This window comes from Streptomyces sp. NPDC048278 (genome assembly GCF_040652195.1).
Lineage (GTDB): Bacteria > Actinomycetota > Actinomycetes > Streptomycetales > Streptomycetaceae > Streptomyces.
In genome coordinates this window covers 233,474-250,782 of record NZ_JBEZLP010000010.1, presented here as the reverse complement: position 1 = coordinate 250,782, position 17,309 = coordinate 233,474, and the positions used below count along the sequence as shown (strand labels likewise).

The following is a 17,309-nucleotide window of genomic DNA, read 5'->3' as shown; positions in this document are numbered from 1 at the left end:
GGACGACGCAAGGACGACCGGAGGGATGAGATCGGCGGCAGGAGGAAAGAAGGCGGGGCACCGGTGTCCTGCGTCCGACGGGAAGCCGTCGGGCGTCGACAAGCCGCTGCGGGCGGTGTCGGGCCGGGTGTCGACGAGCCGCTGCCGACGGTGGCAGGCCGGGTGTCCGCGCGGGTGACGGGCGGGTCCCTAGAATGGCGGCGCGCCGGCCCGGAGGAGGATGCGGCGCTTGGACCGCATCGGAGCAGGGGTGATGGGCGCTTCCCGGAGAGTGACGCTGAAGGATGTGGCCGCGGCCAGCGGTGTCTCACGTGCCACCGTCAGCTTTGTCCTCAACGACGATCCGCGCCAGACGATCTCCGCCGCGACGCGTGACCGCGTCCAGCAGGCCGCCCGCGATCTCGGCTATGTGCCGCACGGAGTCGCCAAGGCCCTGCGCGAAGGCTCCTCACGTGTGGTCGTCCTGAACATCGACACGGGTATGGAGGGCACCTACTCCTCCAGTTACGTGCGCGGTCTCGATGCCGAACTCGCCGCCCACGACCATGTCCTGCTCGTCCGCCACGGCCGCCACACGCCGCGCTCCACCCAGCAGGTACTCGACGCCATCGCCCCTCGCGCGGTCATCCGCTTCGGGGAGACGTATCTGACGGGTGACGACCTCCACGACCTCGGAGGGGGATGGCGTGACGGGCTCGCGGCCCACTCCGCACTGCAACTCCGTCACCTGGTGGAACACGGCCACACCCAGGTCGCCGTGGCCCTGCCGGACATCGAGGCCCCACTGGCCGCGGCCCGGCTGAAGTTCACCGGTCACGCCGCGATGAACATGGACATCCCCGTCCCGGTCTCCTTCGCCGCCCCTCGGGACCGGGCCGCCTGCGCCGAGGCCGTCGGGGGGTTCCTCGCCGGCGCACCCGGTGTCACCGCCTTCGCGGCGTTCAACGACGATGTCGCCCTGCGCGTCCTCATGGCGCTGCGCGACCTCGGCCGCCGTGTACCGGACGAGTTCGCCGTCATCGGCTTCGACGACAACGGGTTCGGCGCGTACTCCAGTCCCGCGCTGACCACGGTCGGCATCGACGCCGAGGCGCACGGCCGGCTCAGCGCCCGCCTCGCCCTGGGCCTCGAAACCAGCGGCCTCCGCCCGCCGCCCGCCCGGGTCGTCGTGCGCGAGTCGGTCTGACCGCCGGCCGACGGCTCGGCTCACCCCCGTCCGTGGCCCTTGCCCGCGCCGGCCACGGCTAGCGGCTTCCCGCCTCGGATCCGCGCCGCAGGACGCACCCCTCCACGGAGCGCAAAGTAAGTCTGCGCCGGGCGCAGACTTCGCCATCCGTGCAGCTCAGAGGAGGGAAAGCCGGGCGGAAAGGCAGCACTTGGATCTCGGTGCGCGCCTTGTGACGCCTCGGATGCGTACCGTACCGTACGGTTCCACGCCGACGTAGACACCTCCGCGGCGGCCCCGCCCCATGGGGTGACGTGATCGCAGTCGGACACCCCCGCACCGGTTCGTCCAGGACTTCCGGACGACCTGCCTGGCGGGGGCCGTCGGTCGCGTCACGCGGCGACCGCCGCCGCGCCTGCCGCCTTCCCCGCACACCGCGCGATGACATGGAGAGCTTGATGGCACATCTCGAAGACCAGATCCAGGCGAGCGGTGGCCCGCTGGCCCTCATGCGCAGCGGCCGTTCCGGCGCATACCCCTTCCCGATCAGGGCCGAGTTCACCAACTGGCGTGACGAGCAGGAGTCGTGGCGCAACTCGGCGGCGCTGATGGACCTGTCCCACCACATGACCGACCTGACGGTCGAGGGCCCGGACTGCTACCGGCTGCTGTCGGACGTCGGCGCCAACACCTTCGCCGGTTTCGGCCCGATGAAGGCGAAGCAGTTCATCGCCGTCAACCACGACGGCTACATGGTCGGCGACTGCATCCTGTTCTGCCTGGCCGACAACCTGGTCCGGCTCGTCGGACGTCCTCCGGCGCTCAACTGGGTCCAGTTCCATGCCGAGACCGGCGGCTACGACGTCACCCTGCGCCGCGACGAGCGCACCGCGCAGAACCCGAACGGCCGCGAGTTCTTCCGTCTCCAACTCCAGGGTCCCCACGCGGCGGCCGTCTTCGAGAAGGTCAACGGCGGTCCCATGCCCGACATCCCGTTCTTCTCCATGGGGAAGTTCCACATCGGAAAGCACGAGGTCACCGCCCTCAACCACCGCATGTCCGGCTTCCCCGGCCTGGAGTTCTTCGGCCCCTACGAGCACCTCGACGACGTCCGCGACACCATCCTGGAGGCCGGCGAGTCCTTCGGGGTCCGTCAGGTCGGCGGGCGCGCCTACGCGTCGGTGGCCACGGAGTCGGGCTGGATCGCCAACACCGTCCCCGCGGTCTACTCCGGAGACGCGATGAAGCCCTACCGCGAGTGGGCGAACGCGAGGAGCTTCGAGGGCAGCCTCTCCCTCGGCGGCAGCTTCGTCTCGGACCGGGTCGAGGACTACTACGTCACCCCCTGGGACCTCGGCTACGGCCACATCCTCAAGTTCGACCACGACTTCATCGGCCGTGCGGCCCTGGAGACGATGCGCGGCCAGAAGCATCGCAGGAAGGCGTGGCTGTCCTGGCACCGCGACGACGTCGCCCGGATCTTCGCCAGCCAGTACGAGCAGGGCGAGCGGCGCTTCAAGCACATCGAGATGCCCGCGGCCTTCTACGCGGCCTCGCAGGTCGACCGCGTCGAACGCGACGGCCGTCTCATCGGCGTGTCGACCCTGTGCAGCTACACCGCCAACGTCCGGGGCTGGATCTCCGTCTGCATGATCGACGAGGACGAACTCACCTACGGCCAGGAGGTCGAGCTGGTGTGGGGCGAACCGGACGGCGGCTCGGCCAATCCCACGGTGGAGCGTCACTCCCAGACGAAGATCCGGGCCACCGTGTCCCGGCGGCCCTTCGCCGGCGACAAGCACTGACACCATTTCCCGGCCCGTGAACAGCGGGGCGAGTCGCCCGGCGGACACCGTTCCGGTCAGCCGTCGCCGTGACTTGGCCCCGCCCGGCCCTAGAGACGAGAAGCCCATGACCGAACTCGCCCTGCCCCTCGTCGGCGCTCACACCGGCCGATTCGATGCCCGCCGAGCGGAGAACGCCGTTCGGGAACTGCTTCTCGCCGTCGGCGAGGACCCGGATCGCGAAGGGCTGCGGGCGACGCCGGCCCGCGTGGCACAGGCGTACCGGGAACTCCTCGCAGGGATGCGGCAGGAGCCCGAGGATGTCCTGGCCACGACCTTCGAACTCAGCCACGACGAGATGGTCCTGGTCAAGGACATCGAGATCGTCAGTCTCTGTGAACACCATCTGCTGCCGTTCCGCGGTACGGCCCACGTCGGTTACATCCCCGCCGAGGACGGCAAGGTCACCGGACTGTCCAAACTGGCCCGCCTGGTGGACGTCTACACGCGGCGTCTCCAGATCCAGGAACGGCTCACCGGGCAGATCGCCGACGCCCTGATGCGCATCCTCCACGCGCGCGGCGCGATCGTGGTCGTCGAAGCGGAGCACATGTGCATGTCGGCTCGCGGCATCCGCAAGCCCGGTGCGCGGACGACGACCTCAGCCGTGCGCGGCCAACTGCGCAGACCGGCAACCCGCGCCGAGGCGATGAGCCTGATCCTCGCACGCTGACCGACGGGGAGACAGCGGCGAGACGGGGCGGCGATCTCGTACCGATCGGTGTCGTGGCGCGTACCGACAGAAAATCGTGCACTGACTGACAAGTATATGGAAAAACAACATGGCAGCATACACGGAGTAGACACAAGTTGCCCTTTCGCATTACTGCGACCGGACTGGCGAGCGAGTTGCGCGAGCTGGACCGGTCCGATGCCTGCACCGTTGCGGTGCATTGCGGGGCAGTTTGATTCTGTCGTTCCACCACTTCCGGGAGCTGCCTTATGGCCGGTCAACGTAGCGTGGATATCGCCGTCGTAGGGAATGGCGTACTCGCGCTGTCGATCGCTGTCGAAATCGCGCGCCGGGCACCGAAGATGAAAATTGCGGTAATCGGCCCTCCGGGACGGACCCTCTCTGCCTCCATGGCGGCCGGCGCAATGCTGAACTGCTTCGCCGAAGTGACGAAGTACACCCATCAACACCCCGCCTCCGAAGCCAAGTTCGCCCTCGCACGCCAGGCCCTCGACGAGTGGCCCGCGTGGCTGGACAGGCTCTGCGACGACGTCGGAGACGACGCCGCGGCGCTGCGCACCTCGCGGACAGGGAGCACGTTCGTGCTGCTCAGCGGCAGGTCGGGGCACATCGCGCAGGGCAACTTCCAGGCCATGCGCACGGCGCTCATCAAGTACAACGAGCCGCACGAGGAGGTCGACCCCCAGGACATCGAGGGCCTGGATCCCAGCCCGGGCGCACGCCCCTCCCACGCCGTGCACCTGCACCGCGAAGGCGCCGTCGACGCACGGGCCGTCGTCGCCGCGCTGGAGACAGCAGCCCGCCGACACCGCATCGACATTCTTCCCGCCACGGTGCAGGCCCTCCTGGCCGACGCGGACACGGTCGCCGGTGTGCAGTTCGCCGACGGCAGCACGCTCAGCGCCGGCACCGTCATCCTCGCGGCGGGAAGTACGAGCACCGCTCTCGCCGACAGCGTCCTGCCTCCCGGCGAGACCCCGCCCATGCTGCACGGCAACGGTCTGGCGCTGCTCACCCGGCGCACTGCCCCCCACAGCGCCCGCGCGGTACTGCGCACCCCCATTCGTGCCGGATCATGCGGCCTCCATCTCGTGCCCCTGGCCGGAGAAGGCCGGCAGTACCTCGGCGCCAACAACATGGTCACCCGCCATCCGGCACAGGGACTCGGGATCGGCGACTGCCAGGCGTTCCTGCACCAGGTGTCCGAGCAGATCGACCAGAACCTCGCGTCCTCGCACGTCACCCAGTGGCTGCACGGGGTGCGCCCGATGTCCCTGGACTGCTTCCCCCTGATCGGTGAGAGCAGCCTCCGTGGGCTCCATTTCGCCACCGGCACCTATCGGGACGGCTTCCACTGCTCACCGGTCATCGCCCGCCACATCACCGATACCGTCCTGAACCAGGCCGCCACCAACGCAGGCTTCGACTGGTTCACCCCGAAGCGCCCGCCGATCCAGACCATGACCGTCGGGGAAGCCATAGGGGAATTCGCGGCACACGAAGTGGATGCCGCCTACGAATACGGCCTGAACCTCCCCTTCTGGCTCGACAGCGAAACGGTCGCCCAGCACTCGAAGCAGCGGGCTCGGCGAGTCCACGAACAGTTGGACGAGCTCGTCGCCGTGCCTCCGGAGATCCTCATGGCTCTCCAGAGCCTTCCGGCCCCGGACGGTCTGGCCGACCTGCGCCTCTACCTCCATGCGGCGCGCGCCTACCACCAGAAGCCTGCACAGGCTGCGGCCATATAGCGCCGCCCCGTAAAGGATCGGACCAGTGCGAGAATGCATTCAGTCCTTGGGGTTACCAGGCCCCTCAGGACGTCGCCCTGAAGAATCCGGGTTTGTCAACCTCCGATTCAATGAGAATCCTTTCGGTGGAACGTACCGCCGCTACCCCGAGCATTCACCGGATTTCCTTGCCCCCCTGTATCTGAGCGCACTGGAAATCCTCGATCCTGCCGCCTTTCCGCAGGCAGCGGCGGATGCAGTGATCACTCGCGGCGCCACGGAAGCGCTTGATCTCGTACTGCGGGCACTTTTCGAACCGGGAAAGGATGCCGTAGCGGTCACCTGGCCAAGCTTTGGCTTCTTCGAGCGACTCGCCACACTGCACGACGTCGCACAATATCGTGTGGCACTCGGAGGGACACGGTACGACCGATTGGATGTCGACCGCCTCCTGTCGCTTCCGGTCAAGGGGATTTTCCTTTGCGATCCCAACAACCCGACCAGTACCTGTCTGCACGCCGGCGACCTGGACTGCCTGTTGGCTCGCTTCGACGGAGTCGTCATCATCGATGAGACCTACTCCGAGTTCACCGGCCGGCCTTCGCACCGGCACAAGCTGGGCTCCCATCCCAACCTGCTCTCGGTGCGGTCGATGTCAAAGGCCCTGGGCATGGCAAATCTGCGGCTCGGAGCCTTGCTCGGGGCGCCTGCCATCCTTGACGCAGTACGTAAGGTTCGGCTGCCCTTCCCCATCCCGAGCCTGGTCACCGAGGCCGCCACAGCGGAGTTGGCCAGACCCGCGGAACTCGCGTCCAGGGTCTCTTCCTGCGTGGCAGAACGCGACCGGTTGGCGAAAACCCTCATGGAGTGTCCTGAGGTGCTCGACATCTTCGCTGACGCCGGATTCGTTTCCGTCCGGGTCGCCGACCGGGACCGCGTGATGGCGAAACTGCACGATGCGCGCATCGCCGTGACACCCGAGCCGGAAGGCTGGCACGACCATCTACGGATCTCTGTCGGATCCCCGTCCGAGAACGCGCAGTTGCTCGCCGCTCTCCAGCGGAACGCTCAACGCACCACCCCCTGACTTCCCTCCGTCCCATTCACGTTCACAGGAAGGTGAACACACGTGAGCGAAGAACTCACCATCGAGGACCATCAGTCGGACACCGCGGTCCTGACCGTCTCACGCAACGACATCCGACAGATCTCCTCCGTCATGGTCGAGGGCAATGTCCACCATCTCGGAGAGCAGCGGGACTTCCGGCGGAACGACCTTCTGGCGAACTTCCTCCCGGAAGCCGGCCGTCTCTCGGTCTCCTGGGTGCGCCTGGCCGACGGTGAGCAACTCGACGTCCACCAGCATCCGATCAAGTCGATGATCCTTGTCTGCAAGGGCTCGGTCCGCCTCCTCGGGGACAAGGAGCAGGAGCTGACCGAGGGGGACACCGTCGCCGTTCCGCCGGGCGCCCGGCACGGCTTCGTGACCAGGCCGGGTGAAGAGTTCTGCGGGCTCTCGGTGCAGTTCGAGGGAGGCGGGCTCTACGAGAACGAACATGCGGCACGGGTCACGTTCAGCGGGGACTCCACGCCGCTGGCCGAACTGGAAGAGCACAACGCCGAACGCCTGCGCAAGTTCAGCGAGCACCCCTTCTTCGACCTGTTCGACGGCGGCCATGTGGGAAGGGACCGCGAGATGCGCGAGCGTTTCGTGTCCGCTCTCTACGTGTGGTCCGTGTACTTCCAGCGCATGCTCTACGCACGGCAGGCGGCCTGCGCCGATCCGCAATTGCGTGAGGTGTACGCGGGCCATCTGCGCGAGGAGTTCGGACACGACCTCCTGCTCAAGGAGAACCACGGCGTCAGCGAAACGGTCTACGACCCCATTCTGGAAGCCGTCGGCAACTGGTTCGTGATGCAGATGTACGGAACGGACGAGGCGTCGAAGATCGTCATCGTTCACATGGCCGTCGAGACGTGCTGCCAGGTGTTCGGTGAACGCACCGGCGTGGCCTTCAGCGAGGAGAGCGCGGCCGGCACCTCCTACTTCGATCTCCATTTCGAAGTGGACGAGGATCACCGGGAACTGGGCCGTGACTACCTCAAGGGGCTGTCTGCCGCGCAATTCCCGCAGCTCATGCAGGTGTGCACCCAAGCATGGGACCAGATCGACCTGCTCTTCGATCGTATCTCCGCTCACATGGTGCGCTGACCGGACAACGCGGGAAAGGAGAGCCGATGCGGCACACGCACTCGGGCGGGGGACTGTTTCCGCACGCGGAGAACCACGACGTGTTCACGGGACTGCTGCGGCAGGTCATCGACGACTACTACCGCTGGCACGCGCAGTGTGCGGAAGCTGCCGCACCGGCTCTCATCGACTCCGTGCCCGAGACCGCAGCGCAGTGCACCGCGGGGCCGGCGGGGAATCTGGATGCCGTCGCGAACCTGGTGCGCGAGTTGTCCGGGCGACTCGCGCACCAGGCGACGCCCATCCCCTCGCCGTTGTATCTGGCCCACATGACGCCGGACATCCCCGTGGCGGCAAGCCTCGCTCACCTCTGCGCGATGCTCTACAACCCCAACAACGTGACGCCGGAGACCGCTCCGGTGACCACCGAGCTGGAACACGAGGTCTCCGAAGACCTCTGCCGCCTGATCGGCTACCAGCCCGACACCGGGTGGGCGCACCTGTCCTCGGGGGGCAGCGCGGCGAACTTCGAAGCCATGTGGATCGCCCGGAACCTGCGCAGCGTGCCCTCCGCAGCCGCGGCCCACCCCGCCGCGGCCGACCTCGTCTCCGACCGCTCCCCCCTGGTGCTCGCCAACATGCCGGTGCCGCAGGTGCTGGATCTCGTCGAGGCCCTGTCCGCGCGCGGGCTTCTCCCCGAGGTGGCGCGGCTGGCCGCCGAGCAGCGGCGGAAGGCGCACACGTCAGGCACGCTGCTCCTCGCCCGCAGCGCGCACTACACGTGGGACAAGTGCGCCGACCTGCTCGGGTTGGGCCCCGCCGATGTGCAGGAGGTGGAACTGACGCCGTTGCACAGGGTGGACGTGCACGCACTTGGCAGGCGGGTTCGCGCCCTGCTGGCGGACGGGCAGCCGATCCTGGCCGTGGTGGCGATGTGCGGCAGCAGCGGAGAAGGCGCGGTCGACGACCTCGACGCCATCCTGCGGTTGCGGGCCGATTGTGAGCGGCGCTTCGGCGCATCGTTCTACGTCCATGTCGATGCCGCGTTCGGCGGATACTCCCGCAGCCTGTGGCTGCGCCCCGACGGCACGATGGCTCCTTTCGAGGACCGGCCGTTGGACGGCAGCGGCACCCGCATGAAACCGGAGGTCCACGCCGCCTTCCGGGCGCTGCCCCGCGCCGACTCGGTCACCGTCGACCCCCACAAGAGCGGCCACAGCCCCTATCCGGCAGGCGCCCTGGTGTTCCGTGACAGACGAGCCGTCTCCCTCGTGGCCCGGGAGTCGATGTACTTCGGTCACGGGAACGGCAGTCGAATCCCCTTCGGTCCGCACACGCTCGAAGGGGGTCGCCCCGGAGCGGCGGCTGCCGCCGTATGGGCTGCGCACCGACAGATCGGGCTGCACTCCCAGGGCTACGGCCGATTGCTGGGCGGCTGCATCGCGACGGCTCAGAGACTGCACGAGCGGTTCTCTGCTCCGCGGCAGACACAGCCGGCCGCGGGCTGCGACATGGCATCCGAGGTCATCAGCTGCTTCCCCCCGGACCTGAACATCCTCAATCTGTCCGTCAGACGGGGGGCTGGCGAATACGGGCGCGTCCCCGATGGCGCCCTCGGCCGCTTGGCACTCGACTCGATCCTTGCCGAGGCCGCCGGTAAGCCGCTGACCAGCCTCTACGTCTCAGGAAACACCCTCTCCGGCCGTCCCCTGCCCGGCGGGGTGGAGCAGGTGCTGCGGTTGTGCACGATGAAGGAGCTCGGGCCGGCGACCTTGGACGTGGTCGAGCGACAGCTGCGGGCTGCCGTCTCCCGGTCCGTGGCCACGGCGGTCGCCCCGCTCTGACGGACAAAGGCGTCGAGCGCTTCTGTCCGTATGCGTATACCTCCGGCGAAGGGGTGGCAGTGACCGCTGCACACACCGAAGACAGTGACAGATCGTCAGAAGTCAGCTGGGACCCGCAGTTGTACCTGCGTTTCCCGGAACACCGGATGCGCCCGGCGCTGGAACTGCTGGACCGCGTTCCGTTCGACGCACCTCCGGCGGTTGTGTACGACCTCGGGTGCGGCCCAGGGACGCTCACGCGCGTGTTGACCGAACGCTTCTCCGACGCAGAGGTTCACGGCGTCGACAGCTCCCCCGAGATGTTGCGGACCGCGGCCGAGGTCGCGCCTGCGGCGCGTCTGCACCGGGGGGAGATCAGCACCTGGCGCCCACGGCACCGCCCCGATCTGGTGTTTGCCAATTCGCTGTTCCATCTGGTCCCCGACCACGACGACATCCTTCGGCGCATGGTCCGCGACCTCGCTCCGCGCGGCGCACTGGCGGCGCAGATGCCGGTGTTCCACGACGCGCCGTGGTTCCGGCTGATGACGGAAACGCTGGAGGACGGTGGGCCGGGCGGTACGCCGCTGGGCGCCCCCGCTCTGCGTCGGTCGCTGTGCCCCCGGCACACGTTGGATGCGGCGGGCTACTACGACCTGCTGGCCGGCCCGAACACGGAAGTGGACATCTGGAGCACCGAGTACCTGCACGTCCTGGACGGTCCCGATCCGGTGTGGGCCTGGGTCGAGGCCGCCGGCCTGCGGCCCGTCATCGACGGGCTGACCTCGGCCGAGTTCGGTGCGTTCCGTGGCGCCTACCTGGACCGGCTACGCGCGGCCTACCCGTCCCTGCCGGACGGTCGCACCCTCTTTCCGTTCCAGCGGCTCTTCCTCGTCGTTCACCGCACCTGAACCCCATGCCGTTGCGGTGGGACACCGTCTCCACGTCTTTCGTCTCTGCGCACACAACGAGGTTGTGACATGAGTGAAGAGACCGACTCCCATCCCGTGGTGGACACCGCCTCCGGGCTCGGCACCCAGGCAGGAGCGAGGCCTCGGCTCCAAGGACGTATGGGCGTCATCGCGGTCGCGTTGACCGTCCTGGCCTTCGCAGCTCCCTTGGCCAGTGTCGTGGGCGTGATCCCCCTGGTGATCAGCTCCGCCGGCGCGGGGGCTCCACTCGCGTTCGTTGCGGCGACCCTGGTGCTCGTGATCTTCTCGGTCGGCTACACCACGATGAGCCGGTACCTCCCCAACCCCGGTGCGTTCTACGCCTACATCACCGCCGGGCTGGGCAGGACGGTCGGGATGGCCGCGAGTCTCCTTGCTGTCCTCGGGTACTTCATGATCGGCACAGGAGCCTGCCTGTTCTTCGGCATCGTCTCCAACGACCTGGTCGTCAACACCTTCGGCGGCCCGTCGTCGCCCTGGTGGCTGTACTCGCTGGCCCTCGTCGTGATCGTCGGGATCTTCGGGTACTTCCGGATCGACCTGTCCGCCAAGGTGCTTTCCCTGGCGATGGTCCTCGAAGTCGTGGTGGTCCTGGTCTTCGACCTGGCGGTCGCCGTCCGAGCGGGGCCGGAGGGGCGCTCACTCACCCCGTTCGCCTGGGGCTCCTTCAAGTCGGGAGCGGTGGGGGTCGCCCTGCTCTTCGCCGTGATCACCTTCATCGGCTTCGAAGCCACGGCGATCTTCCGTGAGGAGACCAAGGATCCGCGAAGGACGATCCCTCGGGCGACCTACCTGGCGGTGCTCTTCATGGGCGTCTTCTACATCGTCGTCACCTGGCTGCTCGTGGGTGCCTACGGCAGGGCGCATGCGAAGGCGGTGGCCACCGCCGACGCGCCGGCAATGTTCTCGGATGCCATGGGGCGGTTCGTCGGAACGTGGGCACGGGATGTGATCTCGGTGCTGGTGGTGACGTCTGTGTTCGCCGGGGTGCTCTCGTGCCAGAACATCATCGCCCGGTACGGGTATTCGCTGGGCACGGACCGGGCGTTGCCGTCCTCCCTCGGTCGGGTGCACCCGCGCCACGCGTCGCCATACGTCAGTTCTCTCGTCGTGAGCGTTGTCTTCTTCGTCGCTGTACTCGCGTTCACCGGCAGCGACCCGGCGATCGCGTACGCCTGGCTGTCGGGAGCAGGTGGCTTCCCCATCCTGCTGCTCATGTTCCTGACGAGCCTGGCCGTACTTGTCTTCTTCCACCGGTCGCGCGGCGAGATCGATGACTCGACGCGCTGGCACACCGTGATCGCTCCAGCGCTGGCGACAGCGGCGCTGGGGGTGGCGCTCTACCTGTCCTTCACCAATTTCGTCCTCCTGACCGGAGGCAGTCGCGGCACGGCGATCGCCCTGCAGGTGGTCATCTGGGTCGTCTTCCTTGCCGGGATCGTCCTCGCCATCGTCTACCGGTCTCGACGTCCGGACATCTACGCACGGATCGGCCGGCAGTCGATCACCTGACGCCGCTCGTTCGAGGCGACAGGCACACCCTCACTAATTTCGGAGACCACTCATTCCATCCTCTTGATTCATAGAAAGTTTATTTGCCACACGGTAACCATATATAGATGACGGGATGGGGTAGATTTTCCCTACCATTACATCAGTGCATTCAATCACATACAGTCGGAGGATGGCCGAAAATCACCTTCACGCCATCGATCAAATTCCGAAAGAATCATGTCGTTGAACGTTAAAAAACGTTCGGAAGTAAGAAAATGGGCTGGGTCTTCACGTTGAGGGGTGATCCTCCGTGGTCAATACTGAGAAACTTCCTTTCCTTGCCAGCGGGCATCCTTACGGAAGTTACTCCCCCATCCCGAGACCGCGCATGAAAATACATTCCATCAATGCGGACGGACTTGAAGTGACGGCTGTGGACTGCGGGCCGGTCGACATCACGTTCGAGAATGGATGCGGCGATTCATTCAATCCGCCGCAGTGTGTCATATTTTGCATTCTGTCAGGGATTGTATCCGCGGTCCACGAGGGACACGGTGTGGAGGCCGATGCAGGCACCCTGGTTGCAGCCGTTGGCAGTGCTGCCTTCTCGTTTCGCGCGCTGACCGCCTCACGGCTGCTCGTCTTCCGCGTCCCGGGAGAGACGATGGACAGAATGACGACCGCACGCCGGGGGATATTCCGCGTGGTGCGGAGCCCTCATAAGTCACAGGCCGGTTCCTTATTATTTCCCCTCCTCGGGACTCTGGCCACGGAAATCTGGAACGTCGACGGTGAGCTCAGTCCTGGCCTTGAGCAAACCGTGTACTTTCTCGGGATGTCCACGGCAGAAATCGTATGCACCGAGATGCGCGACCGCCATCCGGCCGGCAGCGTCTCCCTTTTGATCGACGTAAAGGAAACCATCGAAAGACAGCTCGGCAGCCCCGGGGTCAGTCCGGCAGCGCTTGCTGCCGAGCATCATATATCGGTACGACAGCTGCACCGGCTGTTCGAGTCCACCGGCGAAAGTGTCATGCAGTATATTAAGCGCCGACGTCTGGAGAGTTTCGCACGCGACCTTGCCGATGCTGATCTGAGGCACCGCAAAATCAGTGAACTGGCCGCCGTCTGGGGTATGCCGGACGCAGCGATGCTGAGCAAGGATTTCCGGTCCGCCTACGGCGTGCCGCCTCGGGAATACCGCAAAACAAACTGCCCCGACTGAGCCGGTGCCGGCCCGAACCCGGAGTTCATCGGAGCTGCGCCGCTTCGGCGGACTCCGCCGGCCGGGGGCGGGGTCGGGGTCGTCGGAGTGGGTGAACGGGACGCGCGCGCCGCGGTCGCCGACAGCACCGTCCGTCCCTGTACAGGCGTTCGGCCCCCTCGGCATGCGCTGAGGGGGCCGAACTGTCGTAGCGGGAGCCGGATTTGAACCAGCGACCTCTGGGTTATGAACCCAGCGAGCTACCGAGCTGCTCCACCCCGCGTCGATGACTTGAGCTTACGCGATGAGGAACGGCCTTGCCGGGAATTACGTGAGACCGCCGTACGCGCTCACCTCACCTCACCTCACCGGGCGGGGATCACGCGCCGACGCCAGGACGGGTGGCGATGCCGCGAAGTTCAGCTGGATGTTCCGCGCGGCCCTTGCGCGTCAGCCCTCGACGCCCGGAAGCACCGCCGAGTCCGTGGCGTGGCGCGTACCGACAGAAAATTGTGCACTGACTGACAAGTATATGGAAAAGCAACCTGGCACCATACACGGGGTGGACGCGAGTTGGTCTTTCACATTACTGCGACCGGACTGGCGAGTGAGTTGCGTCGGTGCCCCTTGTCCGCAGGGGCTCGGTCTGATTCCTCGGGGGCAGGGAGTATGAGCTGTGGATATGAATGCGACTCCGTTCACCCCGCACGATGCGGGTCACGTGGCCGATCCCGATGACGCCCTCGAAGCCGCGCGCCGTGAGTGCCCCGTCACCCAAGTCAGCGATGTCCTGTTTGTCGTGACCTCTGACACGGATGTCCGTGCGGTGTTCCAGGACACTGTGGCTTTTTCGAACAGGGGGAACTTCACGATCGGCCACGAAGACCGGAATCACGCATTTCCTGGCCTTACAAACCTCGACCCACCCGTACACACGGAACTGCGGTCTCGGCTTCTTCGGAACATGGCTCCCAAGAAGCTGCGCTCGCTCGGTCCGCGCGTCGCTCAGGTCATAGCAAGGGCGCTGGACGGACTGCCGCCCTCCGGCGAAGTGGACCTCCTCAAGGACTACATATCGCACGTCCCGTCCGCCGTGACGTACTCCATGATCGGCCTTCCCGAGGAGTACTGGTCCGAGGTCGAGGTCCTCGCGGACGCGCTGGTCGAGGCGGTCCCCGCGCCCGAGACGAGCATGCCGGAATACGACAGGTTGATGGAGCTGATGGGTCAGGTGGTGCGCGACCGGCGCGAACACCCCCAGCATCGCCGGGACGACGTCCTGGACAATCTCTGTTTCGCTGCTCCGGGGGAACGTGAGATGGACGACCTCGAGGTCGTCATGCACCTGAGGCAGCTGTTCGCGGCGGCGACGGACACCACCCGTGCGTTGATTGCGAATTGCGTCTACCGACTCCTGGAGCACGGTGACTGGGCGCGCGTCGTAGCCGACCGATCGCTGCTCAAGAACGCGATCGAAGAATCTCTACGGTTCGACTCGCCGGCGCAGTTCATGACGCGATCCGTAGTACGGGACACCGTCATCGGCGAGTGTCCTGTGCCCGCTGGTCACAAGGCCTACCTCAGCATCCAGTCGGCCAATCACGACGAAGCTGCCTGGGGATCGACAGCCCGTCAGTTTGATATCGCCCGACAGGTTGCCGTGCAACATATCGCCTTTGGACGCGGTATTCACAGTTGCCTCGGGGCGCCGCTGGCCCGCATGGAGGCGTATATGGCGATCGACTCCCTCATGGATCACTATCCGCGCATGACTGCCGGCCGCCGAGCGACGTGGGAGAAGTGCGAGGGGCTGCTTCTGAGGCGCCCGAAGGAAGTATGGGCCCGACTTGTCGAGGAAATACCCGCGGTGACCGGCAGCGACTCCGGGCAGGTAGCCGAATGAAGCGGGTGCTGCTGGACCGTGTCACATGCGAGGGACACGGCATGTGCGAAGTTGCGGCACCGGCTCACTTCGAGCTCGATGACGAAGGCAAGCTGACGGTACTGGAGCCGCAGGTCAGCGCTGACGACGAACTGCGGGTCCAGGAGGCGGTTCGAAGTTGCCCAGTCGCTGCCCTGCGACTCGAAGCATGAGACCGAGCGAGGCTGCGAGTACAACTGGCTGAGATAGACGCCGCACCACCGTACGACGAGCCGTCGCTGTCACAACAGGCTCTCCCCCACGAGACGCCCACCCTTGCCCTCGCCCTCATCGACGACGGTGTCTCCCCTTACGACGCCGTCACCGGCCTCGTCCGCCATGCCGTGCACGTCCCCGAGGGCCTGCTCCCGCTCCCGCCTGTCACAGGCCGGCGATGTCCCCGGCCTTCTTGAGCGCGGATTCGAGCCTGTCCACCACGGCGTTGTGGCGCCTCGCGCGCTCCGCCCGGTCCGCCGGCACGAGTCGCGCGGCAGTCTCCACGGCGTAGGCGTCGGGGTCGCCGAAGGCGGTCCGCGGGTGCTCTCCCGTTTCGGCGCAGTGCGCCGTGACTTCCTTGACCGCCTGGAGTATGACTGCCCGGTCCACGCCCGGCTGCACGACCAGCCGTACCTGCAGGCGCGCCATCCACCTCTCGCGGTCCTTCTCCCTCGCCGCGTCCGTCGTCTGGTCCTTCTTCTGGTCCTTCTTCGCCATGTGCTGTCCCGGGTGATCGGCAACCGTCCGTCATGCAGTGGGACGCCCAGGCATCGAAGCAGGTTGCACAAGCAGGGATCTGAAGGGTTTCAGGCGACTCGACGCCCTCGGCCAGGAAGCCCCGGTGGCAACAGCCTCGGCGCCTCGCGAGCGGCTCCTCGCTTCGCCTGGCGTACCGACCGCGGAGGTCGCCCCGGGAGGGTTGATCTCGGCCACATCCGAGCGTATAAATAAGCAACTTTCTTTCTTACAGGCACCAGTAGGCCTGTCTCACAGGCCGTCGATGGCGAGATGAGGGCACCGTGACCCGCCGTTATCCAGCAGGTCCGCAGCGGTTGCTGCGTTCGCTCAACGGCCGTGCCGTCCTGGAGGCGATCGACGAGGCGGGGCCCGTCACGACCACCGATCTGGCGGGCCGGATCCCGCTCTCCCGGCCGACGGTCGCCGCCGCGGTCGGCCTGCTGCTGGAGCGCGGGGTCATCACCGAGGTGGGCCCGGCGACCGGCCGCAAGGGTCCGGCACCGGCGCAGTACGGGGTGAACGCCGACTGCGCCTTCGCGATCGGCGTGGACGTCGGGCACCGCAGGATCCGTGCCGCGGTCGCCGACGTCACGGGCCGGGTGCGGGCGCGGGCCGAGACCGAGCAGCACGGGGAGCGGGGCGCCGAGGCGTTCGTCGGGCAGATCCTGGACATGTGCGTGGACCTGGCCGGGCAGGTCGGGCGGGAACTGGGAGAGATCACCCAGGTCGTCGCCGGGCTGCCGGCCGCGGTCGGTCCCGACGGACGTCAGCTGTCGTACACCACCGGGCTGCCCGACGCGGGGAGCGGTCTTGGCGAGGCGCTCGGGCGGGCGATCCCCGTGCCGCTGGTCCTGGAGAACGACGTGAATCTCGCGGCGCTGGCCGAGCGCACCCATGGCCTCGGCACCGAGACCGACGACTTCGTCCTGGTCAGCCTGGGCGTGGGCCTCGGTCTCGGGCTGGTGGTGGACGGCAGGGTCCGGCGGGGCGCCACGGGTGTCGCGGGTGAGGCCGGCTATCTGCCCAGCGACCGCATGACCGCGCCGGTGGGGCAGCGCCGGGATCTCCTCCAGGAACACCTGGGCGCCCGCCACATCAGCGCCGAGGCCCGCCGGCTGGGTCTGCCGGGCGACGGCAGCCCGCTCACCGTTTTCGGACTCGCGCGCGCCGGCGACCCCGGCGCGCGGGAGATCGTGGAGGACACCGCCCGCAGTGTCGCCTACGTGGTGGCCTGTGTCGTACCCCTGATCGACCCGGCGCTGATCGTGCTGGGCGGTGCCATCGGGGCCAACGGGGATCTGCTGCTCGAACCCGTCGCCCGTCATCTGGCCGATTTCAGTACGTTCCGGCCACCCGTCGTCGCCTCCGGGCTCGGCCAGGACGCCGTGCTCACCGGAGCGACCACCATGTCGGCGGAGCTGGCCCGCGAGACCGCCTTCGCCGCCGCCACCACCCCGGTCCCCCAGGGCGAGCCCTCGGCTCTGTCCTGAGAGACACCGCGGCGACGCCGTCTTGCCGGACAGCGCCGCCGCTCAGGGTCGTCGGGCATTGCCGTGCCCGT

General features: G+C 67.1%; 14 protein-coding genes and 1 tRNA gene. 13 read left to right on the top strand and 2 right to left on the bottom strand.

Going from position 1 to position 17,309, the window contains the following annotated elements:
• Window positions 1-286: 286 nt before the first annotated feature.
• The 10 genes from AB0D74_RS19905 to AB0D74_RS19860 all read left to right on the top strand — a co-directional run bounded on the left by AB0D74_RS19905 (window position 287) and on the right by AB0D74_RS19860 (window position 13,113).
• On the top strand, window positions 287-1,186 hold the full coding sequence (locus AB0D74_RS19905) for a LacI family DNA-binding transcriptional regulator (protein WP_362588156.1): 900 nt from the start codon (window positions 287-289) through the stop codon (window positions 1,184-1,186).
• A gap of 437 nt (window positions 1,187-1,623) precedes the next feature.
• Entirely contained in the window at window positions 1,624-2,970 is a 1,347-nt protein-coding gene (locus tag AB0D74_RS19900) for an aminomethyl transferase family protein (protein WP_362588153.1), read from the top strand.
• 106 nt (window positions 2,971-3,076) lie between these two features.
• The gene (gene folE, locus AB0D74_RS19895) at window positions 3,077-3,682 is read left to right on the top strand and encodes a GTP cyclohydrolase I FolE (protein ID WP_362588150.1); all 606 of its coding nucleotides are present in this window, start codon (window positions 3,077-3,079) and stop codon (window positions 3,680-3,682) included.
• 269 nt (window positions 3,683-3,951) lie between these two features.
• Window positions 3,952-5,451, top strand: coding sequence for an FAD-dependent oxidoreductase (locus AB0D74_RS19890; RefSeq protein WP_362588147.1), 1,500 nt, complete (start codon window positions 3,952-3,954; stop codon window positions 5,449-5,451).
• 25 nt (window positions 5,452-5,476) lie between these two features.
• Complete coding sequence (locus AB0D74_RS19885) at window positions 5,477-6,517, top strand: aminotransferase class I/II-fold pyridoxal phosphate-dependent enzyme (protein ID WP_362588144.1); 1,041 nt, start codon at window positions 5,477-5,479, stop codon at window positions 6,515-6,517.
• Window positions 6,518-6,559: 42 nt separating this feature from the next.
• Window positions 6,560-7,642 carry a cupin domain-containing protein gene (locus AB0D74_RS19880; protein WP_362588141.1) on the top strand — a complete coding sequence of 361 codons (1,083 nt, stop codon included), beginning with the start codon at window positions 6,560-6,562 and terminating at the stop codon, window positions 7,640-7,642.
• A gap of 26 nt (window positions 7,643-7,668) precedes the next feature.
• Window positions 7,669-9,465: a pyridoxal-dependent decarboxylase gene (locus tag AB0D74_RS19875; protein ID WP_362588138.1), complete on the top strand. Its 1,797-nt coding sequence runs from the start codon at window positions 7,669-7,671 to the stop codon at window positions 9,463-9,465.
• Window positions 9,466-9,524: 59 nt separating this feature from the next.
• On the top strand, window positions 9,525-10,355 hold the full coding sequence (locus tag AB0D74_RS19870) for a methyltransferase domain-containing protein (RefSeq protein ID WP_362588135.1): 831 nt from the start codon (window positions 9,525-9,527) through the stop codon (window positions 10,353-10,355).
• A gap of 69 nt (window positions 10,356-10,424) precedes the next feature.
• Window positions 10,425-11,906, top strand: a complete 1,482-nt coding sequence (locus AB0D74_RS19865) for an APC family permease (RefSeq protein WP_362588132.1) — start codon at window positions 10,425-10,427, stop codon at window positions 11,904-11,906.
• A 292-nt stretch (window positions 11,907-12,198) separates the two neighbouring features.
• Window positions 12,199-13,113 carry a helix-turn-helix domain-containing protein gene (locus tag AB0D74_RS19860; RefSeq protein ID WP_362588129.1) on the top strand — a complete coding sequence of 305 codons (915 nt, stop codon included), beginning with the start codon at window positions 12,199-12,201 and terminating at the stop codon, window positions 13,111-13,113.
• Window positions 13,114-13,301: 188 nt separating this feature from the next.
• Here AB0D74_RS19860 and AB0D74_RS19855 read toward each other — a convergent pair.
• A tRNA-Met gene (locus AB0D74_RS19855) sits at window positions 13,302-13,375 on the bottom strand.
• Between the two features lie 399 nt (window positions 13,376-13,774).
• Here AB0D74_RS19855 and AB0D74_RS19850 point away from each other — a divergent pair.
• Window positions 13,775-14,995, top strand: a complete 1,221-nt coding sequence (locus AB0D74_RS19850) for a cytochrome P450 (RefSeq protein ID WP_362588387.1) — start codon at window positions 13,775-13,777, stop codon at window positions 14,993-14,995.
• The gene (locus AB0D74_RS19845; RefSeq protein WP_362588124.1) at window positions 14,929-15,186 is read left to right on the top strand and encodes a ferredoxin; all 258 of its coding nucleotides are present in this window, start codon (window positions 14,929-14,931) and stop codon (window positions 15,184-15,186) included. Before AB0D74_RS19850 ends, AB0D74_RS19845 begins: the two co-directional genes overlap by 67 nt.
• A 208-nt stretch (window positions 15,187-15,394) precedes the next feature.
• On the opposite strand, the gene AB0D74_RS19840 is transcribed toward AB0D74_RS19845, so the two are convergent.
• A complete protein-coding gene (locus AB0D74_RS19840; protein ID WP_362588121.1) occupies window positions 15,395-15,727 on the bottom strand; it encodes a hypothetical protein in 333 nt (110 codons plus the stop codon).
• A gap of 302 nt (window positions 15,728-16,029) precedes the next feature.
• Between AB0D74_RS19840 and AB0D74_RS19835 the strand changes: the two genes are divergently transcribed.
• Window positions 16,030-17,238, top strand: a complete 1,209-nt coding sequence (locus AB0D74_RS19835; RefSeq protein ID WP_362588118.1) for an ROK family transcriptional regulator — start codon at window positions 16,030-16,032, stop codon at window positions 17,236-17,238.
• Window positions 17,239-17,309: the final 71 nt, after the last annotated feature.